General features: G+C 69.6%; 20 protein-coding genes. 3 read left to right on the top strand and 17 right to left on the bottom strand.

Annotation, left to right across the window (positions count from 1 at the left end):
- From recJ to NW198_RS02175, 3 genes are all read right to left on the bottom strand, one after another.
- Nucleotides 1-1,704, bottom strand: a 1,704-nt coding sequence (gene recJ / locus NW198_RS02185; RefSeq protein ID WP_258339828.1) for a single-stranded-DNA-specific exonuclease RecJ, incomplete at its 3' end; no start/stop codon positions are given.
- Nucleotides 1,705-1,868: 164 nt separating this feature from the next.
- Nucleotides 1,869-3,008: a tRNA guanosine(34) transglycosylase Tgt gene (tgt, locus tag NW198_RS02180; protein ID WP_087316459.1), complete on the bottom strand. Its 1,140-nt coding sequence runs from the start codon at nucleotides 3,006-3,008 to the stop codon at nucleotides 1,869-1,871.
- Nucleotides 3,009-3,222: 214 nt separating this feature from the next.
- Nucleotides 3,223-3,495: an HPr family phosphocarrier protein gene (locus tag NW198_RS02175; RefSeq protein WP_087316461.1), complete on the bottom strand. Its 273-nt coding sequence runs from the start codon at nucleotides 3,493-3,495 to the stop codon at nucleotides 3,223-3,225.
- Between the two features lie 230 nt (nucleotides 3,496-3,725).
- Between NW198_RS02175 and NW198_RS02170 the strand changes: the two genes are divergently transcribed.
- Nucleotides 3,726-4,943, top strand: a complete 1,218-nt coding sequence (locus NW198_RS02170) for a hypothetical protein (protein ID WP_258339827.1) — start codon at nucleotides 3,726-3,728, stop codon at nucleotides 4,941-4,943.
- A 44-nt stretch (nucleotides 4,944-4,987) separates the two neighbouring features.
- Here NW198_RS02170 and queA read toward each other — a convergent pair whose 3' ends face one another.
- The 4 genes from queA to NW198_RS02150 all read right to left on the bottom strand — a co-directional run bounded on the left by queA (nucleotide 4,988) and on the right by NW198_RS02150 (nucleotide 8,661).
- Nucleotides 4,988-6,154: a tRNA preQ1(34) S-adenosylmethionine ribosyltransferase-isomerase QueA gene (gene queA, locus NW198_RS02165; protein ID WP_087316464.1), complete on the bottom strand. Its 1,167-nt coding sequence runs from the start codon at nucleotides 6,152-6,154 to the stop codon at nucleotides 4,988-4,990.
- Nucleotides 6,155-6,418: 264 nt separating this feature from the next.
- On the bottom strand, nucleotides 6,419-7,393 hold the full coding sequence (locus tag NW198_RS02160; RefSeq protein WP_087316466.1) for a magnesium transporter CorA family protein: 975 nt from the start codon (nucleotides 7,391-7,393) through the stop codon (nucleotides 6,419-6,421).
- A 126-nt stretch (nucleotides 7,394-7,519) separates the two neighbouring features.
- The gene (locus NW198_RS02155; protein ID WP_258339826.1) at nucleotides 7,520-8,119 is read right to left on the bottom strand and encodes an epoxyqueuosine reductase QueH; all 600 of its coding nucleotides are present in this window, start codon (nucleotides 8,117-8,119) and stop codon (nucleotides 7,520-7,522) included.
- Nucleotides 8,116-8,661, bottom strand: coding sequence for a DUF3267 domain-containing protein (locus tag NW198_RS02150; protein WP_258339825.1), 546 nt, complete (start codon nucleotides 8,659-8,661; stop codon nucleotides 8,116-8,118). The genes NW198_RS02155 and NW198_RS02150 overlap by 4 nt, the downstream gene beginning before the upstream one ends.
- Before the next feature lie 295 nt (nucleotides 8,662-8,956).
- Between NW198_RS02150 and NW198_RS02145 the strand changes: the two genes are divergently transcribed.
- Both NW198_RS02145 and NW198_RS02140 read left to right on the top strand, forming a co-directional pair.
- Entirely contained in the window at nucleotides 8,957-10,978 is a 2,022-nt protein-coding gene (locus NW198_RS02145; RefSeq protein WP_258339824.1) for a class I tRNA ligase family protein, read from the top strand.
- Between the two features lie 125 nt (nucleotides 10,979-11,103).
- Entirely contained in the window at nucleotides 11,104-12,594 is a 1,491-nt protein-coding gene (locus NW198_RS02140; RefSeq protein ID WP_258339823.1) for a bifunctional alpha/beta hydrolase/GNAT family N-acetyltransferase, read from the top strand.
- A gap of 235 nt (nucleotides 12,595-12,829) precedes the next feature.
- Here NW198_RS02140 and NW198_RS02135 read toward each other — a convergent pair whose 3' ends face one another.
- From NW198_RS02135 to NW198_RS02090, 10 genes are all read right to left on the bottom strand, one after another.
- On the bottom strand, nucleotides 12,830-13,870 hold the full coding sequence (locus tag NW198_RS02135; RefSeq protein ID WP_258339821.1) for a DUF4179 domain-containing protein: 1,041 nt from the start codon (nucleotides 13,868-13,870) through the stop codon (nucleotides 12,830-12,832).
- On the bottom strand, nucleotides 13,854-14,360 hold the full coding sequence (locus NW198_RS02130; protein WP_258339820.1) for an RNA polymerase sigma factor: 507 nt from the start codon (nucleotides 14,358-14,360) through the stop codon (nucleotides 13,854-13,856). Before NW198_RS02130 ends, NW198_RS02135 begins: the two co-directional genes overlap by 17 nt.
- Nucleotides 14,361-14,448: 88 nt before the next feature.
- Entirely contained in the window at nucleotides 14,449-15,840 is a 1,392-nt protein-coding gene (locus tag NW198_RS02125) for an ATP-binding protein (protein ID WP_143786167.1), read from the bottom strand.
- A gap of 80 nt (nucleotides 15,841-15,920) precedes the next feature.
- Nucleotides 15,921-16,601, bottom strand: a complete 681-nt coding sequence (locus NW198_RS02120) for a response regulator transcription factor (protein ID WP_087316478.1) — start codon at nucleotides 16,599-16,601, stop codon at nucleotides 15,921-15,923.
- A gap of 41 nt (nucleotides 16,602-16,642) precedes the next feature.
- Nucleotides 16,643-17,338: a PhoU domain-containing protein gene (locus NW198_RS02115; RefSeq protein ID WP_258339819.1), complete on the bottom strand. Its 696-nt coding sequence runs from the start codon at nucleotides 17,336-17,338 to the stop codon at nucleotides 16,643-16,645.
- Nucleotides 17,338-18,132, bottom strand: a complete 795-nt coding sequence (gene pstB, locus NW198_RS02110) for a phosphate ABC transporter ATP-binding protein PstB (protein ID WP_087316482.1) — start codon at nucleotides 18,130-18,132, stop codon at nucleotides 17,338-17,340. Before pstB ends, NW198_RS02115 begins: the two co-directional genes overlap by 1 nt.
- 13 nt (nucleotides 18,133-18,145) lie before the next feature.
- A complete protein-coding gene (locus NW198_RS02105) occupies nucleotides 18,146-18,946 on the bottom strand; it encodes a phosphate ABC transporter ATP-binding protein (RefSeq protein ID WP_258339818.1) in 801 nt (266 codons plus the stop codon).
- Entirely contained in the window at nucleotides 18,943-19,872 is a 930-nt protein-coding gene (gene pstA / locus NW198_RS02100; protein WP_258339817.1) for a phosphate ABC transporter permease PstA, read from the bottom strand. Before pstA ends, NW198_RS02105 begins: the two co-directional genes overlap by 4 nt.
- The gene (gene pstC, locus NW198_RS02095; RefSeq protein WP_258339816.1) at nucleotides 19,865-20,764 is read right to left on the bottom strand and encodes a phosphate ABC transporter permease subunit PstC; all 900 of its coding nucleotides are present in this window, start codon (nucleotides 20,762-20,764) and stop codon (nucleotides 19,865-19,867) included. The genes pstA and pstC overlap by 8 nt, the downstream gene beginning before the upstream one ends.
- A gap of 81 nt (nucleotides 20,765-20,845) precedes the next feature.
- Nucleotides 20,846-21,796 carry a phosphate ABC transporter substrate-binding protein gene (locus NW198_RS02090; protein WP_087316490.1) on the bottom strand — a complete coding sequence of 317 codons (951 nt, stop codon included), beginning with the start codon at nucleotides 21,794-21,796 and terminating at the stop codon, nucleotides 20,846-20,848.

The raw sequence follows: 21,796 nt of genomic DNA, 5'->3' as shown, positions 1-21,796 counted from the left end.
GATGATGTCGCGGACCATGAGCTTGGGCTTGGTCCTTCCCTGCCAGGTCTCGTTCACCGCCTCGAAGACGAGGTCGCACGAGCCCTCCCAGGAGACGGCCCGCTCCGGGTCGGGCACGCGGAACATGATGGCCGCGACGGAGCCCGTGGCGTCGGTCGCCGTGAAGCGCAGGTGCGCCCCGTCAGAGCCCACGAGCGCCCTCCCGCGCATGCCCACGCCGCGGGCCGCGAGCAGAGGCTTCTTGTTGCCCTGGCCAAAGGGCTGCAGCATCTCGAGGGCGTCGAGCGACTCCACGGTGAGCTCGCCAAGCTCGCAGAAGGCGGCGACCTCGCCCACGTCGACGAACTGCTCGTCCGGGAGGGCGTCGAGCACGGCGCCGAGGCGAGAGCGGAACTCGTCGAGACGCGCCGCCTCGCAGGTCACGCCCACCGCGCCGGCATGGCCGCCAAAGCGCACGAGGACGTCCGAGCACTGCTCGACGGCGTGAAAGAGGTCGACCGAGCCCACCGAGCGGCCCGAGCCGCGGGCGACGCCGTCCTCGGCGATGGTGAACACGATGGCGGGGACGTGGTAGCGGCTCACGAGCCTCGAGGCGACGATGCCCTTGACCCCCTCGTGCCAGCCCCGTCCGCCCACGACCACCACGCGGTCGCCGTCGCGGTGGGTGCGCTCGGCCTCGGCGAGCGCGGCCTCGGCGAGCGCGGCCTCGGTCTCGCGGCGCTCGGCGTTGATGGCCTCGAGGCGGCCGGCGAGGATCGTGGCGTCCGAGACGTCGTCGGTGAGCAGGAGCTCGAGCGCCACGTCCGTGGAGTCCATGCGTCCCGCGGCGTTGAGGCGCGGGATCAGCGAGAAGGGCAGCGAGTCGGCGCCGACGGTCGCAAGGTCGAGCCCCGCCGTCGCGGCAAGCGCCGCGAGCCCGGGGCGGGCGGAGCGGCGCATGCAGGCGATGCCCTCGGCCACGAGCGCGCGGTTCTCGCCCGTCAGCTGCATCATGTCGGAGAGGGTCCCGAGCGCCGCGACGTCGAGGTAGTCGAGCCACAGGTCGGGCATGCCGCGGCGGCCGCCGAGCTCGCAGACAAGCTTGAGGGCCACGCCCACGCCCGCGAGCTCGCGCGACGGGCAGTCGGCCGAGAGCTTGGGGTCGGTCACGGGAACGCCCTCGGGGACGAGGTCGGAGGGTTCGTGGTGGTCGGTCACCACGACGTCGACCCCCTCGGCGGTGAGCCAGGCGACCTCCTCGGCGGCGGCGATGCCGTTGTCGACGGTCACCACCAGGTCGGGGTCGCAGGCGGCGCGGACGCGCGCGAGCGCCTCGCGGGAGAGCCCGTAGCCCTCGCCGAGGCGCCGGGGGATGAAGGGGTGGACCTTCGCCCCGAGGCGGCGCAGCGCGAGCGTGAGCAGGCAGGTCGAGGTCATGCCGTCGACGTCGAAGTCGCCAAAGACGGCGATGGTCTCGTGAGCGTCGAGGGCGCGGCCCACGCGCTCGACGACCTGCGCCATGCCGGGGATGCACAGGGGGTCGGCCCAGTCGCGCTCGAGCGAGGGCTCAAGAAACGCCCGCGCCGCGCGGGGGTCGACGATGCCCCGGGCGGCGAGCACGCGCGCGACGACAGCCGGGACGCCGAGCTCGCCGGCGAGCCTGCGCTCCGCCTCGGCGTCATGCGGCAGCACCGCCCAGCGGCCGCCGCCCAAAAGACGCGCCATCTAGCGGTCACTTCCCGCGCGGCACGCGGCCGCGCGCTCTTCTCGCAACGTTGTTCTCATGATGTTGCCTCTTCTTCGAGGGGCGCTAGGCGCCGTGTTGATCGCCTTCATGATACCCCATGCGAGAAGCGCCGCCCGCCCCGGGCCCGGCGGCGGCGCGGGCGCTACCAGTCTTGCGCCGCCGGCGAGTCCATCCAGTCCGAGAGAAACGAGGCGTAGGTCCCCGCGGAGATGGCCTCGCGGGCGCGACGCATGAGGTCGAGCAGGAAGAAGATGTTGTGCTGCGAGATGAGGATCGACCCCAGCATCTCCTTCTGGCGCACGAGGTGGTGGAGATAGGCGCGGCTGAAGCCGCCCGTGCACGTGGGGCAGGAGCACGCCGGGTCGAGCGGGCCGTGGTCGTGGGCGAAGCGCGCGTGGCGGAAGTTGAGCCTGCCCTCGCTCGAGAACGCCGAGCCCGTGCGCGCCGTGCGCGTGGGCAGGACGCAGTCGAACATGTCCACGCCGCAGGCGATGCCGCGCACGAGCGTCGTGGGGTTGCCCACGCCCATGAGGTAGCGGGGCTTATCTCGGGGCATGTGCTCGGAGACGAGCGGCGCGAGGGACTCGAACATCGTGTCGTGGTCCTCCCCCACCGAGTACCCGCCGATGCCGTAGCCGGGATAGTCGCCCGACTCCTCGAGGTGGCGCAGGCTCCTCAGGCGAAGGTCCAGGTGCATGCCGCCCTGGACGATGCCAAAGAGCGCCTGGTTTGGGCGCGTGTGAGCGGCGTAGCAGCGGTCGGCCCACAGGCTCGAGAGCTCGACGGAGCGCTCCACCTTGCTGCGCGGGGCCGGATATCCCACGCACTGGTCGAGCTGCATCACGATGTCCGCGCCGAGCTTCTGCGCGATCGCCATGTTCTCCTCGGGCGTCCACGTGACCCAGCGGCCGTCGTAGTCCACGGCGCGGAAGCGCACGCCGTCGCGGGAGAGCTTGAAGAACTCCTCGTGGCTGAAGACCTGGAAGCCGCCCGAATCGGTGAGGATCGGGCCGTGCCATCCCATGAAGTCGTGCAGGCCGCCCATCTCGGCCACGAGGTCGGCGCCGGGGCGCATGGAGAGGTGATAGGTGTTGGCGAGCAAGATCTTGGTGCCGATCTGCTCGAGCGTGGAGGGGAGCAGGCCCTTCACCGTGGCCTTGGTGCCCACCGGCATGAAGATCGGCGTGGGGACGTCGCCGTGCGGGGTGTGCAGGACGCCCGTGCGCGCGTGGGTGCCGGGGTCCTCGGCGAGGATGTCGTAGGTGAAGAGGGTCTGGTCCATGTTGTCTCCGCTCATGGGAGGTCGGCTGGCGAGAAGGACGTGAGGTCCGGCGCTCGGACAGTCCTCGCCGCAAGGGACGCGGCCGCGGAGCTCGCGGCGGACCTCACGTCCTTCTCGCCAGCCGACCGTAGTCGAAAGCACGGCACCCCATCCTACACAAAACGGCCCGACGCCGCAGGGACGCCGGGCCGAACCGATGTGGTTTTGGTTGCGCCTACTCGCCGAAACCGGAGTCGATGAGGGCGATGAGGGCGTCCAGGGCCTCCTGCTCGTCAGTGCCGTCGCAGGCGACCTCGACCTTGGTGCCGGTGCCGAGGCCGGCGGCCAGGATCATCATGATGGACTTGGCGTTGACGGGAGCGGAGTCCTTGTCAACGTTCTTGATGGTGACGTTGCACTGATACTTCTTGGCCTCGGTCACGAAGACGGACGCGGGACGCGCGTGAAGACCGGTGGCGTTGATGATGCTCGTCTGCTTAGAAACCATGCTGTGAACTCCCTTTCCAGATTTCCCAACTAAGGGGGACTATCTGTGATACCCCCGAAAACACAGGACACATATTAGCAAACGAACCATCGTTTGGCTGACGTTGTCTGCCAAGGTTACAAAGTGATGGGCTGAACGGATTGATTTGGCGGGGTGCGCGGTAGATGGGGCACAATAGGGACAAGGCTGCGAGCCGGGAGGAAAAGACGCCCGGCGGAGAGGGGTTCACCATGGAAGATCGCCAGAGCGCTCCGGAGGAGCCGCAGGAGAAGAGCCCCTCGAGCACGGCCGACGACGCCCTCGTCGCCGCCCGCGGGGCGGCCCAGAGCGCGGCGTCCCGGCTGCGGGAGGGGGTCAACGCCGTGCGCGACGTCCGTGCCGCCGCGCGCCGGCACTCCTCCGCACGCGCGAGGCTGCGCGAGATGACCGAGGCGCTCGAGGCCGACGAGGCCGCGCTCGAGCGCCGCGACGAGGTCGCGGCGACCTACGAGCAGATCGTCGAGGAGCAGGGCGCCGCCGTCGCCGAGGCGAAGGCGGAGATCTCGCGCCAGCGAGAGCTCGTCGAGCGCGCCGAGCAGCGGGCCGCCTCCCTCGAGGAGCAGCTCGAGCAGCTACGGGAGAACAACGAGGAGGAGTTGAGGCCCTACAAGCGCCTCGCCGAGACGGCCCGCGGCCGCTCCGAGGAGGCCTCGCGTGGCGTCTCCGAGGCTAAGCGCGCGGTCCGCACCGCCGAGGGCCAGGCCAAGGACGCCGCGGAGCGCCGTGAGCAGAGCATCTCCTCTGCCAACCGCGCCATAGACTCGTCCCAGGCGCGCCTGCGCAAGGTCGAGGAGGAGCTGCGCAAGGCACGCGACGGGCACGCCGCCGCCGGCGCCGTCAAGCAGCTGCAGGACGACGTCACCACCGAGCTCGCGCACGTCGAGGCGGCCCGCGCCGAGGTCTCCGTCGTGACGCGCGACGCCCAGTCCGCCGTCGACGCGGCCCAGACCCACCTCTGGACGCAGAAGAAGTCCCTCGAGGAGGCGCAGCGCGAGGCTGACGCCGCCCGTCGGGAGTACGAGAACCGCAAGCAGGACTACGAGGAGCGCCTCGCCAGGGCGCGCGACGCCGAGGAGGACCTCGAGGACCAGATCTCCTCCCTGCGCAAGGAGGCCGAGGAGGCCAAGGCGGCCCACGACGAGGCCGCCGAGCGCCACGACGAGGCGCAGGCGCTGCTCGACGAGGCCGAGGAGGTCCACGCGACCCCCGAAGAGACGAAGCGCCTGAGGGCGAGCGTCGCCGCGCAGCGCGCCGAGATCGAGGCCCAGCAGGGCGTCGTCGACGAGCTGGCCGAGGGCGAGCGGAGCCTGCGCACGAGCACGCGCGGCTCAAGGCTTGTGCTTCTGGCGGCGGCCGTCGCCGTGGTCGTGGTGATCGTGGCGATCGTGGCCCTCATCGTCACGCGCTAGTCACGGGCGCGCGCGAGCGGGCGGCGCGGGGGGCTGCCGCCCCCCTACACGATGAGCATGGCGTCGCCGAAGGAGAGGAAGCGGTAGCGCTCCTCGATCGCCTCGTGGTAGGCGGCCATGATCTGGTCGCGCGTGGCAAAGGCCGAGACGAGCATCATGAGCGTCGAGCGCGGCACGTGGAAGTTCGTGATCATGGCGTCCACCACGTGAAAGTCCGACCCGGGCATGAGGAAGAGGTTGGTGGTCGCGTTCTCACGCGCCACGATGTCGCCGGAGCCGACCGCGGACTCGAAGCGACGGGCCGCCACGGGTGGCTCGCTCGGCGCCGCGCCCTGCTCCCAGGCGCTCTCGAGCGAGCGCACGGACGTGGTGCCCACCGCGATCACGCGACGCCCCGCCGCCTTGGTCGCGCGCACGGCGTCGACGACCTCCTGGGGCACGTGGTAGCGCTCGGTGTGCATGACGTGGTTGGCAGGGTCGTCCTCGGTGACCAGCCGGAAGGTGTCGATGCCCACCTCGAGCTCGACCGTGGCCCAGCCCACGCCCTTCTCGCGGATTCGCTCGATGAGCTCGGGCGTGAAGTGGAGCCCGGCCGTGGGAGCCGCCGCCGAGTGCTCCTCGGCCATGGCGTAGACCGTCTGGTACTTCTCGGGGTCTCCCTCGTACTGGGTGATGTAGGGCGGCAGCGGAACGTGGCCCGCCGCGTGGATGGCCTCGTCGAGCGTGCGGGGCGCACCGTCTGCGCCCTCCCCCACCGGGGCAAAGCGCACGAGGCGACCTCCCTTGCTGCCCTCCACGAAGTCGACGATCTCGCCGGTGAGCACGACCGGGGCGGACTCGGGAGCGTGAAGGCCGCCCGCCCGGTACTCGATCACGGTGCCGGGCTGGCGCAGCCTCTTTCCGGGGTTGACGAGGCACTCCCAGACGCCTCCGAGGGGGTCGACGTCCTCGCGACGCTTGAGCAGCAGCGTCTCGCAGACACCTCCCGTCCCGCGCTTGCGACCCACGAGCCGCGCCGGCATGACGCGCGTCCGGTTGGCCACGAGCAGATCCCCCGGCTCGAGATAGTCGATGACGTCCGAGAAGCGCCGGTGCTCGACGGAGCCGTCCTCGCGGTTGAGCACGAGCAGCCGGCACGAGTCGCGCGGCTCGGCCGGGGCCTGGGCGATGAGCTCGTCGGGCAGCGGGTAGTCAAAGTCATCGGTGCGCATGAGTGTCCTTTCGGCGGTTTTCCAGCGCTCTACGATAGCACTCCCGGACCGGCCCCACCGGCCGGCCGCCGCGCCTCCCACGGGCTCAGCGCTCGCTACGCTCGCTCGCTGCGCGAAGTCGCCCGTTGGGAGACGCGGCGGCCGGCCTACGGCAGTGCCCGACGAGAAGGTCCGCCGCGAGTTCCGCAGCCGCGCTCTTTGCGGCGAGGACTGTCTGAGCGCCGGACCTTCTCGTCGGGCACGGGCGCACCGAGGGCCCTCCCCCTAGTGCCAGAGGCCCTTGCGCTTGAAGATCAGGGCCGCCACCAGGCAGCCGATCGCGGCCAAAAGCAGTGGGAAGGCCCAGTTGTCGAAGAGGGGGACGCCGTCGAAGGGCAGCTCCACGTTCATGCCGTAGAAGCCGAAGACGATGTTGGGGATCGCCATGACGATCGTGATGACGGAGAGGACCTTCATCACGATGTTGAGGTTGTTGGAGATGATGCTCGCGAAGGCGTCCATCGTGCCGGAAAGCGTGTTGGAGTAGATGTTGGCCATCTCGATGGCCTGGTGCACCTCGACGAGCACGTCCTCGAGCAGGTCCTGGTCGTCCTCGTAGAGCGGGATGATGCGGCCCTGCGCGATCTTGTTGAGCGTCACCTCGTCGGACTTGAGCGAGGTCGAGAAGTACACGAGCGACTTCTCGAGGTTGAGCATCTGGATGAGCTCCTCGTTTCTGACCGAGGCGTGCAGGCGGGCCTCGGTGTTGGACGAGAGGCGATCGATGCGTCGCAGGTAGACGAGGTAGAGCTGGCTGATGTGCAGCAGCGCCTGCAGCAGGAAGCGCGTGCGGTAGCGCGTGTCGACGCCGCGGACGCGGCCGCCGCGCAGGTCCGAGACGACCTCGTTCTCATGGATGCTGATGGTGACGAAGAGGCTCTTCTCGGGAAGGAAGACGAGCGTGAGCGGCATGGTGTCGTACTGCAGGGGCAGCGAGGCGCGCACGGCGCCGCCCTCCTCGTCGACCACGGGGTAGTCCACGATGACGAAGATCTGGCGGGCGTCCTCGTCGTAGTCGACGCGGGAGGTCTCCTCCTCGTCGAGGGCGGAGAGGACGAACTCGGGCAGCACGCCGAGCTCGCTCTCGAGCCAGGAGCGCTCGCCCTCGGTGGGGGCGACGACGTTGACCCAGCACCCCGGACACGGGGCCTCCACCCTCTCGATGGTTCCGTCGGATCCGGTAAGCAGGCACTCGATCATGTTCAACACCGTCCTTCTCGCCTCGAGGGGGTTTGCGGGCCCCACCACGGTAGCCCAACCCAACGGGGACGAGAAGGCCGGGCGGTCGCGCTTGCCAAATCCTTACAACAGGAGGCGGGCGGGGGCCTACGCCGAGGTCGCTCGCGCGGCGGCCCTGGCGGCCTTGCGGGCGTCGCGCGCCTCGTGGCGCTCGATGGCGGCCTCGGCGGCAGAGAACCGGCAGCCGCAGTAGTTCTGACGGTACATCCCCAGCTCGCGGGACTCGCGCGTGGCCTCGGGGTAGTACGGGCGGAAGTCGCGCCACACGGGCGTGAGGCCATGGCGCGGGGCGATCGCGGCGAGTATCTCCCCGCAGGCGTCGAAGAGCTGGTACGGGGACACGACGAGGGTCGTGGAGACGTGATCGAAGCCCCGCTCGCGCGCGACGCGGCACGCCTCCTCGAGGCGCAGGGCATAGCAGGCGCGACAGCGTCGCTCGCGGTCGAAGCCGGCCGGCGCGGCGGCGCGCTCCCAGGCGGCGCGGTCGTCGCCGGCCACGATAACCTCCACGTGGGCGACCTCGTCGGCCCAGGCCCGCAGCGTGTCGAGGCGGCGCCGCCACTCGGAGACGGGCTGGATGTTGGGGTTGGTCCAGCAGATCGTGGGCTCGAAGCCCTCGGCGCGCAGCAGGCGCACCGGCTCGAGCGAGCACGGCCCGCAGCACGCATGGAGCAGAAGCGGGGTCATCGGAGGCCCTCCTTGCGATCGCAGAGCAGGTCGAGGCCGGTCTCGGTGTCGCGCGCGTGCGTGCAGCGGGGCTCGCGAAGCGCGGCGGCGGCCATCGTGAGGTCCCCCGCGCAGCCGGCGAGGTGCAGGCCGGCGAGGAGGGCCGCGAGCGCGGGGCACCCCGCGGTCACGGCAAGCGCGGCGACGCCGGCGGTCACGAGCACGGCCGGGGCGAGCAGCACGACGACCATGCGCCAGCGCCGCGCGGTCGCCCCATCGGTCTTGGTGTAGAGGAAGCTTTCCTTGAGGCCAAAGGAGACGCGGCAGCCCGGGCACAGCAGTTTGAAGGCGGCGCCGTGGACGAGCTCGTGGACGGGCAGCGGCACGAGGATGCCCAACGCGAGCGCGACCCACCACCACACGCCGACCCCCTCGCCCAAGCCGAGCACAAAGACGAGCGCGACGACCGCCGCCGTCACGCCCGCGCAGGCGAGCGACAGACGCAGCACCCGTCGCTGCAGGTCTGGGTCGGTGAGTATGTCAAGGGTCTCGACAGTCTCCATGGCACCATCTTAGCCAATCGCCATCCGGGGACGCCGGGCGCCGCCCTGTTGGCACTATTTCCGCGAAGTGTGCTCCCTGCGCTCGGAGACGCCGCGGCGACCCCTTCTCGATGCTCGGCCATCTGGGCTTTTGCTGAGAATCTCGCGCAGTTTTTGGCGGGACTTCTGGCGCAACGTGCACTTGGCGCCAAAACTGCCAACGCGGCCCCACTCGACGTCCCCGTCCGTCGCATTTTGCGCCCCCGCCAAGAAGTGCGAGAATAGGGGCGCTGAAACCGTCCTCGAAGGAGCGCACATGCCCGACACCCGCCCGAGCTTCCCCCGCCGCGCCGTCATCACCGGCGGCATGCCCTACGGTAACAAGAACCTGCACTTTGGCCACATCGGCGGCGTCTTCGTCCCCGCCGACTTCTTCGCGCGGTTCCTGCGCGACCGCATCGGGGCAGAGAACGTGCTCTTCGTCTCCGGCACCGACTGCTACGGCTCCCCCATCGCCGAGGGCTTCCGCAAGAAGGTCGAGAACGAGGGCTACACCGGGACGATCGAGGACTACGTCCGCGTCAACCACGACGCGCAGAAGGCGGCCCTCGACGCCTACGGCATCTCGCTCGACCTCTTCGCGGGATCGGGCCTCGAGCCCGCGCGCGACGCCCACGCCCGCCTGACCGACGAGCTGATCCGCCGCCTTCACGAGCGCGGCTACCTGCACCGCCGCACCACGCGCCAGTTCTATGACGTCGAGGCCGGAACCTTCCTCAACGGCCGCCAGGTCCAGGGCCGCTGCCCCGTGCGCGGCTGCAAGTCCGAGAAGGCCTACGCCGACGAGTGCGACCTCGGCCACCAGTTTGACCCCGAGGAGCTCATCGCCCCCGTCTCGCAGCTCACCGGCACCACGCCCGAGCTGCGCCCGGTCGACAACTGGTACTTCGACCTGCCCGCCTTCCGCGAGGAGCTGGAGCGCCTGATGGACGAGTGGGACCTCGACCCGCAGGTCCGCGCCGTCGTCACCAAGACCGTTCGCGAGAGCCTCGTCGATCCCGTCATCTACGTCCAGACCAAGTTCCGCGAGGCGTACGACGCCGTCGCCGCCGATCTTCCCGCGCACACGCTCGCCGAGGCCGAGAAGGGCCAGCAGTCGTTCTCGCTCACCTTCGCCGGGTGGGAGGAGCGCGACGAGGCCCGCGAGAAGCTCGACGCCGCCGGCGTGCGCTTCCGCACCGGCAAGTGCCTGCTGCCGCTGCGCATCACCGGCAACATCGACTGGGGCGTGCCCGCCCCCGACCTCGAGGGCAGCTCCGGCCTCACCGTGTGGGTGTGGCCCGAGAGCCTCTGGGCGCCGATCTCCTTCACGCAGACGGCGCTCGGGCTCGCGCCGGAGGGCCGCTACTCCAGCCGTGACTGGCACGACTGGTGGTGCTCCGAGGACGCCCGCGTCTACCAGTTCATCGGCCAGGACAACATCTACTTCTACTGCGTGGCGCAGCCCGCCCTCTGGGAGGCGCTCGACTGGGGCCTCACGCAGGACGTCCCCGTGGCCAACTACCACATCCTGTTCATGAACAAGAAGGCCTCGAGCTCCGGCAAGATCGCCCCGCCGATGGCCGCGGAGCTTCTGGACGCCTACACGCCCGAGCAGCTGCGCGCGCACTGGCTCTCCCTGGGCCTCGACCAGAAGGCCGTCTCCTTCAACCCCAAGGCCTTTGACACCTCGGTCTCCCACAAGGACAAGGCCACAGGCGAGGACGTGCTCGTCCGCGACGACCCGCGCGTGGTCGACCCCGCCCTCAAGGAGAGCGCCTTCCTGACCAACATCTTCAACCGCCTGGCGCGCAGCTGCTTCTACGGCGCCGCCAACGTCTGCGACGCGCACCTGCCCGCCGTCGCCCCCGCCGCCGAGGCCGTCGAGGCCGCGCGCGACGCCATCCTCGCCTTCGAGCGTCGCGCCTACGAGTTCGACGCCCATGGTGCGCTCGGCGTCGCCGAGGAGTACGCCCGCGCCGCCAACAAGCGCTGGGACGACGCCTCCAAGGCCGCCAAGGGCGACGACGCCGCCTACGAGGCCGCGCTCGCCGACGCCTTCGTGGCGCTGCGCGCGACCGCGCTGCTCATGCATCCGGCCGTACCCTTTGGGTGCGAGAAGATCTGCGAGCACATGGGCTTCTCGCCCGAGCTCTTCTTCTCCTGGGAACACGCCTTCGACGGCCCGGCCGATCTGGCCGCCGCCTGTGGCGAGACACCCGAGCAGCACCAGATCGTCCCCCTGCCCCCGCGCTTCGACTTCTTCGAGAAGCACCCGTCGCAGGTTCGCCCCAAGTAGCGAGAGGGGCGGGGCGAGAAGGTCCGGCGCTCAGACAGCTTGCCGCAAAGGGCGCGGCAAGAACTCGCGGCGGACCTTCTCGCCCCGCCCGCACCGGATCGACCTTTTCCATCGAAGGGACTTACATGTTGGTCACGCCGCCGCCCGTGCACGTACCGCGTCCGTACGCGCTGCCGACCGTCCCGCTCGTGGCGCGCGTGGAATGTCCCATGCCGGACGGGGCGACCATCGTCGCCTGGACGTATGCGCCCGAGGGCGTGACGGACGCGCCGGGGACGCCCTTCGGCATCGACCTCTGCGTGCCGCCCGTGCTCATGCTGCACGGAAACGGCGAGGAGCACGGCATCTTTGGTCCCGTGATCGACGCCGTGTGCGCGAGCGGGCGCTCCGTCATCGCGGTGGACTCCCGCTCGCAGGGCGCCTCCACGCGCGGCACGGCCCCGCTCACCTACGAGCTCATGGCCGACGACGCCATCGAGGTCTGCGCGCGGCTGGGCGTGCCGCAGGTCCACGTGCTCGGCTTCTCCGACGGGGGCATCCTGGGACTTCTGCTCGCGCGCGACTGGGGCGCGCACGTCCTATCCCTCACCGCCCTCGGCGCCAACCTCACGCCCGCGGGCCTGCCGAAGGAGGACACCGACTGGATGGCCTTCGCCGCCGCGGAGAACCGCCGCTGGGCGAAGGAGGGCCACGAGGGAGCCGAGCTCGAGGACGGCACGCCCGTCCCCTCCCCCGCCGAGTCCGCCCGCATCGCCGAGCTGCTGCAGCTCATGGTTGAAAACCCGCAGATCGACGCCGCCTCGCTCGCGGGCATCGACTGTCCCGTCACCGTGATGGTCGGCGAGTTCGACGAGATCTTGCCCGAGGAGACAGGCCGCATCGTCGCCGCGATCCCCGGCGCCGTCAAGGTCGTGGAGCCCGGCATCGACCACAACCTGCCCAAGATGGCGCCCGCCGCCGTGGCGCGCGAGCTTTTCGCCTGCGTGGCGAGAAACGACGAGTGCCACGAGGTGCGGGCCGTCGAGCCCCCCGCCGACCTCGCCTTCTGCCGCATCCCCGTCTCGGGCCTCTGGGCCGAGAAGCTCGACGAGCTCTACCGCCGCGTGGACGCCGAGCCCGGGACGTCCGGCTGGGTCCAGGACGTCTGGCCGCCTGTCGGCATGGCGCGCGAGCTCCTGGCGGCCGGCGCGTACTGGGGCGCGTTCGAGGCGAGCTCGGTCCGAAACGGCATGCCCGCCGATGACGCCGCCCTGCTCGGCGCGGTGGCGGTGAACCATGACGCCGCCATGGGCAACGGTCGCGCACCCGGCCACGGCTCCGGCCTCGGCGGGCCCGGCTGGAGGCGGCACGCAAAGAGGGACGTCGCCGGCTGGCACCTGCTGGCCGTGGACCCCGCCGCGCGCGGGCGCCACGTCGCCGACGCCCTCATCGCCGCCGGCACCCTCGCCGCTCGCGAGCTCGGCGCCAAGGTGGTGCGCCTCAACACGAACGTCGCCAACGTGCCCGCCAACGCGCTCTACGCGAGCCGCGGCCTCACGCGCCACCGCCCGATCTGGCTCCCATACCCGGGGCTGCCGCTGCCCGGCTGGTCCAACCTCTGGGAGCTGGAGCTGTAGCACGGCACGTTCTTCTCGGCGCCCTGCGCTCCTCGGCGTTGTGCGCACTTTCCGGCGTCGTGTACACCGCCCGATAAGTCCTTCTCGGCAAACTCGCAGGTAGACGAGCTGCCGAGAAGTGCGCACAACGCCAGGTCGTGTACACGACGCCAACGCGTGCGCAGCCCGGCGAGCGCGAAGAGCGGCGGCCCCGAGTCGCCGGAACCGCCGCGCAGAAGGGGCGCTCCGAAGCCGCCTACGCGCCCGGCTCGATCCAGAGGTCGCCCACGCGCACGCTCGCGACGTCCTCGACGTCGATGATCCGGTCGAAGCCCATGCCCTTGGACATCCGAGCCGTCCCGCCCGCCTCGAGCGTCTCGCCGGCGCCGCCGGACCACGTGGCATCGATGGAGGGGCCGTCCTCGAGCGTGACCACAACCGGAATGCTGAGCTCCCAGCCCTGCCGGCTGGTCTCGAGCGGCTCGCCCGAGAGCGTGTACTCGACGTGGACGCCGATCGCGGAGAGCGTCAGCCGCTCGATCGTCACGTCGCAGCCGTTGTAGGTGGTCTCGAGCCCGCTCGCCAGCTCCACGGAGGTGTCCTCGTACTCGAGGGGCACGTCGAGCTCCCAGGTCCCCGCGGCGATCGGCTCGGCCGAGCGGCCCTCGTCGCCCCACCCATAGAGGTCATGCAGGGTCACGTGGGCCGTCTGGCCGGCGAGCCCTCCCTCCGTCTGGGCCCAACACAGCTGCACGAGCTGCAGGGCGGGGTCCTCGGGGTCGGCGTCGTAGAAGTAGGAGCTCATGCCGCCGGAATCGCTGTCGGAGACGAGCGGGAAGAACGACCCCTCAGGCCCCAGCGCCAGACCGACCTTGCCATCCTCGAAGCGCTCGACGTCGTCGAAGAGCGCGGGGTCCTCCGGCTCGAGGGTGTAGACGACGGCGTAGAACGTGTCGTCGCCGATCACGGCGGAGACGGAGACCGTGACCCCGCCGTCGTTCGCCGACGAGCCGGCGACGCCGGCCATGCGGGAAACGTCCTCGACCTGCTCCTCCCGCATCCCAAAGACGTCCTGGAGAAACTCGGCAGCAGCCCCGAGCGCGCCCGTGGCATAAGCGGTGACCGCGCCCGCCCCCAGAACAAACACGATGCCGGCCGCCGCCGCGGCGCGCGCGGCCCAGGGGCGCCGGCGCGGCGAGGCCGCGGCAACCAGCCCCTTGGCCAGCTCGTTTTTCTCGCCCGGCGAGAAGGACAGGGCGTCGAGGCCCTCCCGATACGCGTCAAAGGTCTTCTTCATCGTAACCAACCTCCTTGAGCAGCACCTTCAGCTTTGCGCGGCCGCGGCTCAGGCGCGCGGCGGCCGCGTCCTCGCTGCAGCCGCACACCCGGGCGATGTCACGAACGGAATAGTTCTCGTAATAGCGCAGGAAGATGGCCTCGCGGTACTCGAGCGGGAGGCGCATGACGGCGCGAAGGACGAGCGCGAGGAGCACGCGGGCGTCGACGGTCTCGGGAGCGGCGGGCTCCGCCACCTCGTCGAGCGCGACGGTCGGCCGCGAGGCGCGGCGGCGCAGCAGGTCCTTGCAGCGGTTGGCGGTGACGCGCACCACCCAGGCGCGCTCGTGCTCGGGGCCCTCGAAGGCCTCGGCGCGGCCCAGCAGCCTGAGGAGGACCTCCTGGCAGACGTCCTCTGCGTCGGCCTTCGAGCCAAGGTAGGTGTAGGAGAGGCGCAAGATGAGGTCGGCGTAGTCGTTGACCAGCCGAACGGCCCGCTTCTTCGCGCGCATGTCCCCTCCTCCCATCGTCGTCTCTACCTACGATACGCACGAGGGGCCGGAAGCTGACAGGATTACTCGAGAAGGGCGCGCCGGGCGCTCACGCCGCCGGCGGGAACAGCACGGTGATCGTGGTCCCCTTGCCGACCTCGCTCTCGAGCTTGATCTCGGCGCCGTGATAGGCGGCGGCGTGCTTGACGATGGCAAGCCCCAGGCCGGTCCCGCCCATGTCGCGGCTCCTACCCTTGTCCACGCGATAGAAGCGCTCGAAGACCTTGGGCTGGGCCTCGGCGGGGATGCCGATGCCCGTGTCGCTCACGCGCAGCGCCGGGCGGCCGTCCACCGGCAGCGCCCAGACGTAGACCTTGCCGTCCACGCGGTTGTAGCGGATGGCGTTGTCGCAGAGGTTGGTCACGAGCTCGTCGAGCAGGCGCGCGTTGCCGCGCACGGGAGAGGAGACGCCGCCCACGCTCACGGAGACGCCCGCCCTGCGCGCCTTGGGGCCGAGGCGGTCCACGACGTCACGGGCGACGGAGAGCAGGTCGACGGGCTCCGAGGAGCCAAAGAGCTCCTGGTCGCCGTTGCGCTCGGAGTCGTCGAGCTTGGAGAGGGTGAGGATGTCGCTCACCAGCTCCGAGAGGCGGTGCGCGTCGTCGTAGATGCGCCCGGCGAACTCGGGCACGTCCTTCTTCTTGGCGATGCCGTCACGGATGAGCTCTGCCGCCATCTGGATGGAGGCGATGGGCGTCTTGAGCTCGTGGGTCACGTTGGCCGTGAACTCACGGCGCAGGTCGGCGGCGTCCTGGACCGCCCGCATGCGGTGCAGGAGCTCCTCGTGCTGCTCGTTCAGACGCGTGACGAGGGGGTCGAGCTCCACGTAGGGCGCCACGCCGTCGCCGGAGGACGGGTCGATCTCGAGGATGGGGCGCACGAAGCGCTGCGAGAGCCGTCGCGACACCACCCAGCTCGCGGCCACGAGGACCACGGCGAGCAGGGCGAGAAGGACGAGGTCCTGGAAGAGGAAGGCCAGTACCCCGGCCCGGTCGACGGATAGGCGCATGACCTGGCCGGACTCGAGCCGCGCTGCCTCGTAGAGGCTCGTGTAGCCCACGGTGTCGCTCGCGCGCTCGGCGGCGCCCGAGCCGGTCTCGAAGGCGGAGATCACCTCGGGGCGGTCGCCGTGGTTCTCGAGGCCGACGGCCTGCGCCTGAGAGTCAAAGGTGACCGAGCCGTCGGGGTCGATGAGCGTCGCGCGGATGTCGCCGAGCTCGAGCGCCGAGAGGACGGCCGCGTCGTCGTCGGTCTGGTCGAGCAGCGAAGCCAGGGTCCGGCACTCGGCGGCGAGCTGCTCGTGCTCGTCGGCGAGGAAGGCAGACTGATAGAGCAGCGAGGCCGCCGCGGTGACCACGACGGCCACGGCGGCGCACGCCGTGACGAGCGCCACGAACATCCTGTGCGAGAGCGATCCCTTGCCCCCTGGCTGCCTGGTCATCTGCCCTCCCTCGGTGTGACAATTCGGGCTGTGACAATTAGGACAGGTTGAATTGTCACAGCCCGAATTGTCACACACGCCTAGTCGCGCACGCGGTATCCGACGCCGCGAACGGTCTCGATTAGGTCGGACGCGTCGCCGAGCTTGGCGCGGATCTGCTGCACGTGCACGTCCACAGTGCGCGAGCCGCCGTCGAAGTCCCAGCCCCAGACCCGCTGGAGCAGCGTCTCGCGCGAGAAGACCACGCCCGGGGAGCGCATGAGAAACTCCAGCAGGTCGAACTCGCGCATCGTGAGCTGGACCTCCCGGTCCCCGACGGTGACCTCGCGGCGCTCGGGCCACAGGGTCACGTCGCCGGAGACCAGGGAGGCGGGCTTGTCCTGCACGGCCGCCTCGCGCCCGGAGCGACGCAGCAGCGCGCGCGTGCGGCTCACCATCTCCATCATGCCAAAGGGCTTGGAGAGGTAGTCATCGGCCCCGGAGTCGAGGGCCTTCACGGTGTCGAGCTCGGTGTCCTTGGCGGTGAGCATCATCACGGGGACGTGAGAGAGCCCCGGGGTGCGGCGCAGGCGGGCGAGGATCTCGAGCCCGTCGGCGTCCGGCAGCATGATGTCGAGAAGGACGGCGTCGGGCGTGCGCTCCACACAGGCGCGACGGAACTCGGCGTCGTCGGCGCAGCCGCGCGCCTCGATGCCTCCCTGGCCGAGGGCATAGACCGTCAGCTCACGGATGTTCTTGTCGTCCTCCACGTAGTAGACCACCGCTGTTTCCTCCCGACGCCCGAAACTATCCCTACTTTACCCTACTCCGCGGACGGAGCCTGCCGCTGGCTCTCCTTCTCGGCGACGGTGTGCTCGCCGGTCACGCGGAAGATGGCCCAGGCGGCGATGCGCTTGGCGAGGTCGCCCATGCGCTCGAAGTACTTGGCGACCATGAGGAGCTCCGGCAGGTACTGGGCGGAGGACTTGCCGTCGCGGATGAGGGAGACGAGCTTCTCCTCGACCGTCACGTAGAGCTGGTTCACGGCGGCGTCTGCCTCCATGACCTGCTGGGCGGCCTCCACGTCGGAGGCGCAGAAGGCGTCGACGGCCTTCTGGACCATATTGGCCGCGCCCTCGCTCATCTGCGTGATCTCGGCCTCGATCTTCTTCGACGCCTTCGCCGGGATCTCCTCGGTGAGAAACACGGCGTCGCGCGTCATCGAGTCGATGTGCGAGAGGTCGCTCACCATGCGGAAGGCGCCAGAGACGAAGCGCAGGTCGACGCCGATGAGCGGCTGCTGGAGCAGCATGATGTCGAGGCAGGTGTTCTCGATGGCCGAGCGCAGGCGGTCCTCCACCTTGCGCCCGTCCATGACGCCCTCGGCGGCGCCCTTGTCGCCCTGGGCGGCGAGGCCCGCCGCACGGATGTCGGCCACGGTCTTCTCGCCAAAGCGCTTGATGTACTCCTCGACCTCGTTGAGCTGGTCGGTGAACTTGGTGCGGGTGCTGATGACCATTAGCTGAACCTCCCGGAAAGGTACTCTTGGGTGCGCTGCTGCCTGGGGTTGCCAAAGAGCTCGCGGGTGGGGCCCTCCTCAATGAGCTCGCCCAGGTAGAAGAAGGCGGTCTTGTCGGCCACGCGCGTGGCCTGCTGCATGTTGTGGGTGACGACGACCACGGTGTGGTCCTCGGCGAGCTCGCACATGAGCTGCTCGACCATGCTCGTCGAGATGGGATCGAGCGCCGAGGTGGGCTCGTCCATGAGCAAGATCTCGGGGTCGGTGGCAAGCGCCCGCGCGATGCAGAGGCGCTGCTGCTGGCCGCCGGAAAGGCCGAGTCCGCTCTTATCGAGGTCGTCTTTGACCTCGTCCCAGAGCGCCGCGCGGGTGAGGCAGCGCTCGCAGATCTCATCGCCCTCGGACTTGGAGATGCGGCGCATGCGCTTGGGCCCGTAGAGGATGTTCTCGCGGATGCTCATCGGGAAGGGGTTGGGGTGCTGGAAGACCATGCCCACGTAGACGCGCAGGGCGTTGGCGTCCATCTGGAAGATGTCCTTGCCGTCAAACTCGATCGTGCCCTCGGTGCGCACCGACTCGACGAAGTCGCACATGCGGTTGAACGTGCGCAGCAGCGTGGACTTGCCGCAGCCGGAGGGGCCGATGAAGGCCGTCGCGCGGTTGCGGGGAATCTCGAGGTTGACCTTCTTGAGTGCCTGGAAGTCCCCGTACCACAGGTCGAAGTCGCGGATGGTGATGGCCGTCTCGGCCTCAGCGATGCTGCGGTGGGAGTCATCGATGATCGTGGTGTCCATTGTCGCTCCCTTCTTAGCCGAAGCGGCCGGTCAGATAGTCGACCAGGCGCTGGTCGTGCGGGTCGCGGAAGATCTGCTGCGTGGTGCCCGTCTCCACCATGTCGCCCACGTAGAAGAAGGCGGTGCGGTCGGAGACGCGCGTGGCCTGCTCCATGTTGTGCGTGACGATGATCTCGCAGATGCCCGTCGAGGCGATGTCGCGGATGGTCTCCTCGATGGCGAAGGTGGAGATGGGGTCGAGCGCCGAGCAGGGCTCGTCGAAGAGCACCACGTCCGGCTTCATGGCGAGGGTGCGCGCGATGCACAGGCGCTGCTGCTGGCCGCCGGAGAGCGCGTGGGCCGACTGCCTGAGCTTGTCCTTGACCTCGTCCCAGAGCGCCGCCTGCCGAAGCGACGTCTCCACGAGCTCGTCCTCCTCCTCGCGCGTCCTCACGCGACCGTGCTTCTTGGGGGCAAACAGGATGTTCTCGCGGATGGACTTACGGAAGGGCGTGGGCTGCTGGAAGACCATGCCGATGGACTTGCGCAGCTCGAAGAGGTTCTCCTTGGGCGTGTTGATGTCGTGCCCGTGGTAGATGATCTCCCCGCCGACGGAGCACTTGGGGATCTCGCGGTTCATGAGGTTGAGGCAGCGAAGGAACGTCGACTTGCCGCAGCCCGACGGGCCGATGAGGGCGGTGACCTGTCCCTTCTCAAAGGTGAGCGACGTAGGGTGCAGCGCCTCGTGGGTGAGGTCGTAGGTGACCGTCACGTCCTTAGTGGTAAGCAGGGAGCCCTCGGCGGGCGTCGCCTGAACGGTGGTGGCGTCTGTCATTCTGCAGTCAGCCTCCTCGAGAGGAGCTTGCCGAGCAGGCGGGCAAGCAGGTTGAACAGGAGCACGCAGACGAGAAGGACGGTCGCCGTGCCCCAGACGATCTCCGTGGAGCCGGCCGTGGGCTCGGAGGTGAGTCGCCAGATGTAGACGGCGAGCGAGCAGGCCGGACGGAAGATGTTGAACGGGTTGGTGGGGCTCAGGAAGTTCACCGACGTGAAGTTGAGGCGCGCCGGTGCCGAACCCGCGGTGAAGATCAGGGCGGCGGCCTCGCCGAAGACGCGGCCCGCGGAGAGCACGATTCCGGTCACGATCGCGGGCATGGCTGCGGGGAGCAGGACGTTGATCGTGGTCTCCCAGCGCGTGAGGCCCATGGCGAGCGCGGCGTCGCGCTGGCTGCGGGGAACGTCCTCGAGCGCCTGCTGGATGGTGCGCACCAGGATGGGGATGTTGAACATCGTGAGCGCGCACGCGCCGGCAAGAATCGAGATGCCCCACCCGAGCGTCACCACGAAGAAGAGCGAGCCGAACATGCCCACGACGATCGACGGGAGCGAGGACAGGGTCTCGATTGCCGTCTTGGCCGCGGAGGTGACCCAGTTGTCCGGCGCGTACTCGACGAGGAAGATGGCCGCGCCGAGCGAGATGGGCACCGAGATGACGAGCGTGACGAGCAGCATGTAGAAGGAGTCCCACAGCTGGTAGAGGATGCCGGGGACGACCTCGTCGTTGTAGGGGTTGGCGAGGAAGCCCGGCGTGAGCGCGCGGCCCGCGCCGCGGACCAGGATGTAGGCGATGATGGCCACGACGAGGAGCATGACCAGGCCCACGATGACGGCGAGGACGCCGGTGGCGACCCTGTCCTGTGAGTCGATGCGACGCACGTGGGCGTCGAGGGCGGCGGAGCGCCCGCTCTTCTCGCTAGCCATTGGCCTTCGCCCCCTTCCTGCCGATGAGGTGGATGATCAGGATGAAGATGAGCGACATGCCCAGCAAGATCAGGCCGAGCGACCACAGGGCGTGGTAGTAGACCGAGCCGGAGACCGCGTTGGAGAGGCCCGCCGTGAGCGCCGCGGTGAGCGTGGAGGCGGGGTCGAGAAGGCCCATGGGCATCGAGCGCTCGACGCCGCCGATGACCATCTGGACGGCGAGGGTCTCGCCGAAGGCGCGGGTCATGCCCAGGATGACGGCCGTCATGAGCGAGGGCAGGGCGCTCTTGAGCACCACGTGCCAGGTGGTCTGCCAACGGGTGCAGCCCAGGGCGTAGGAGCCCTCGCGGTACTGGTTGGGCACCGCGCGCAGGGCGTCCATCGAGAGCGTGGTGATCGTGGGGAGGATCATGATCGCGAGCACGAGCGAGCCGGAGAGGATGCCGGCGCCGGTGGGCGCGGCGTCTCCGAAGATCGCCTTGATGAGCGAGTTGATCACGTAGAGGCCGAGGACGCCGTAGACGACCGACGGGATGCCCACGAGCAGCTCGATGAACGGCTGGAAGACGCGGCGACCGAACGACGGTGCGACCTCGACGACGAAGATCGCCGAGCCGATGGCCACGGGCAGCGCGAAGGCGGTCGAGAGCAGCGTGACGGCGAAGGAGCCCACGATCATGGGCAGCGCGCCGTAGCGCTCCTGCTCGGGGATCCAGTTCTGGCCGAAGAAGAAGTCGGTCGGGTTGAGGCCGTCCACGAAGAACGTAGTGAGACCCTGCTGGGCCACCATGAAGATCAGCGTGACGACGACGAGCGCCACGAGCGCGACGCAAAAGCCCGTGATGCCCAGTCCGATGTTCTCGAGCCTCCGCTTGGGCATGAGGTTTGCCATATGGAGGAGCCTTTCTCGTCAAGGAGGCGGCGGCGTCCCCAGCACGTCAGGGAACGCCGCCGCGGGAAGGGTGATGCCGGGCTACGCGGCGGTGATGTTGCCGTCGGCGTCCTTCTTGACCTTCATGTCGGCCATGGGGATGAAGCCCTCCTCCACGACGGTGGCCGCGAAGTCGTCGGAGAGCATGAACTCGATGAAGGCCTTGGTCACGGCGGCGGTGGACTCGTCCTCGTCCTCGCGGGTGTACATGTGCTCGTACGCCCAGATGGTGAAGTCGCCGGACTCGACGTTTTCCTGCGTGGGCTCGACGCCGTCGACGGTGAGGGCCTTCACGCCGTCGTTCTCCATGTAGTTGAAGGCAACGTAGGAGATGGAGCCGGAGGTCGCGGCGACCTGCTCCACGACGGTGCCCGAGGAGTCGACCTCGGCGACCGGGCGGAAGCTGTCCGGGGCGACCTCGCCGCCGAGGACGGCGGCCTCGAAGGTGGCGCGGGTGCCGGAGCCGGCCTCGCGCTGGATGACCTGGATGGTGCCGGCGGTGCCGCCCACCTCGGACCAATCGGTGATCTCGCCGAGGAAGATGCCCTTGAGCTGGTCGGTGGTGAGGTCGGTGACGTCGACGTCGGCGTTCACGATCGGGCCCATGCCCACGATGCAGACCTGGTTGTCGACCAGGCCCTCGAGCTGGTCGGCCTCGAGCTTCTCCTCGGCAAAGACGTCGGAGCGGCCGATCTGGACGGAGCCCTCGGCGACCTGGGAGAGGCCCTGGCCGGAGCCGCCGCCGGAGATGGCGACGGAGACGTCGGGGTTGGCGTCCTGGAAGGCGTCGCGGGCCTTCTCGACGAGCGGCTGGAAGGAGGTGGCGCCGGAGCAGGAGATGGAGCCGACGAGCGCGGCGCCCTCGGTGCCCTCGCCCTCGGTGCCCTCGGCGGCGGGCTCGGTGGAACCGTTGCAGGCGGCGAGGCCGGCGAGAGCGGCGGTGGCGCCAAAGGCACCGATGAACTGACGACGCGAGAGATCGAACTTGGACAT

Source organism: Thermophilibacter sp. ET337, from assembly GCF_024733715.1.
GTDB lineage: Bacteria > Actinomycetota > Coriobacteriia > Coriobacteriales > Atopobiaceae > Thermophilibacter.
The sequence above is the reverse complement of the archived record's forward strand: the minus strand, read 5'-3'. Positions and strand labels throughout refer to the sequence as shown.

Bases quoted from the DNA above. Each gene is read 5' to 3' on its own strand.
- NW198_RS02135 (WP_258339821.1), bottom strand. From the start codon at position 13,870: ATGAAGAAGACCTTTGACGCGTATCGGGAGGGCCTCGACGCCCTGTCC.
- NW198_RS02150 (WP_258339825.1), bottom strand. From the start codon at position 8,661: ATGGAGACTGTCGAGACCCTTGACATACTCACCGACCCAGACCTGCAG.
- NW198_RS02170 (WP_258339827.1), top strand. From the start codon at position 3,726: ATGGAAGATCGCCAGAGCGCTCCGGAGGAGCCGCAGGAGAAGAGCCCC.
- NW198_RS02130 (WP_258339820.1), bottom strand. From the start codon at position 14,360: ATGCGCGCGAAGAAGCGGGCCGTTCGGCTGGTCAACGACTACGCCGAC.
- pstA (WP_258339817.1), bottom strand. From the start codon at position 19,872: ATGGCTAGCGAGAAGAGCGGGCGCTCCGCCGCCCTCGACGCCCACGTG.
- NW198_RS02090 (WP_087316490.1), bottom strand. From the start codon at position 21,796: ATGTCCAAGTTCGATCTCTCGCGTCGTCAGTTCATCGGTGCCTTTGGC.
- NW198_RS02145 (WP_258339824.1), top strand. From the start codon at position 8,957: ATGCCCGACACCCGCCCGAGCTTCCCCCGCCGCGCCGTCATCACCGGC.
- NW198_RS02175 (WP_087316461.1), bottom strand. From the start codon at position 3,495: ATGGTTTCTAAGCAGACGAGCATCATCAACGCCACCGGTCTTCACGCG.
- pstB (WP_087316482.1), bottom strand. From the start codon at position 18,132: ATGGACACCACGATCATCGATGACTCCCACCGCAGCATCGCTGAGGCC.
- NW198_RS02125 (WP_143786167.1), bottom strand. From the start codon at position 15,840: ATGACCAGGCAGCCAGGGGGCAAGGGATCGCTCTCGCACAGGATGTTC.
- pstC (WP_258339816.1), bottom strand. From the start codon at position 20,764: ATGGCAAACCTCATGCCCAAGCGGAGGCTCGAGAACATCGGACTGGGC.
- tgt (WP_087316459.1), bottom strand. From the start codon at position 3,008: ATGGACCAGACCCTCTTCACCTACGACATCCTCGCCGAGGACCCCGGC.
- NW198_RS02115 (WP_258339819.1), bottom strand. From the start codon at position 17,338: ATGGTCATCAGCACCCGCACCAAGTTCACCGACCAGCTCAACGAGGTC.
- NW198_RS02105 (WP_258339818.1), bottom strand. From the start codon at position 18,946: ATGACAGACGCCACCACCGTTCAGGCGACGCCCGCCGAGGGCTCCCTG.
- queA (WP_087316464.1), bottom strand. From the start codon at position 6,154: ATGCGCACCGATGACTTTGACTACCCGCTGCCCGACGAGCTCATCGCC.
- NW198_RS02160 (WP_087316466.1), bottom strand. From the start codon at position 7,393: ATGATCGAGTGCCTGCTTACCGGATCCGACGGAACCATCGAGAGGGTG.
- NW198_RS02140 (WP_258339823.1), top strand. From the start codon at position 11,104: ATGTTGGTCACGCCGCCGCCCGTGCACGTACCGCGTCCGTACGCGCTG.
- NW198_RS02155 (WP_258339826.1), bottom strand. From the start codon at position 8,119: ATGACCCCGCTTCTGCTCCATGCGTGCTGCGGGCCGTGCTCGCTCGAG.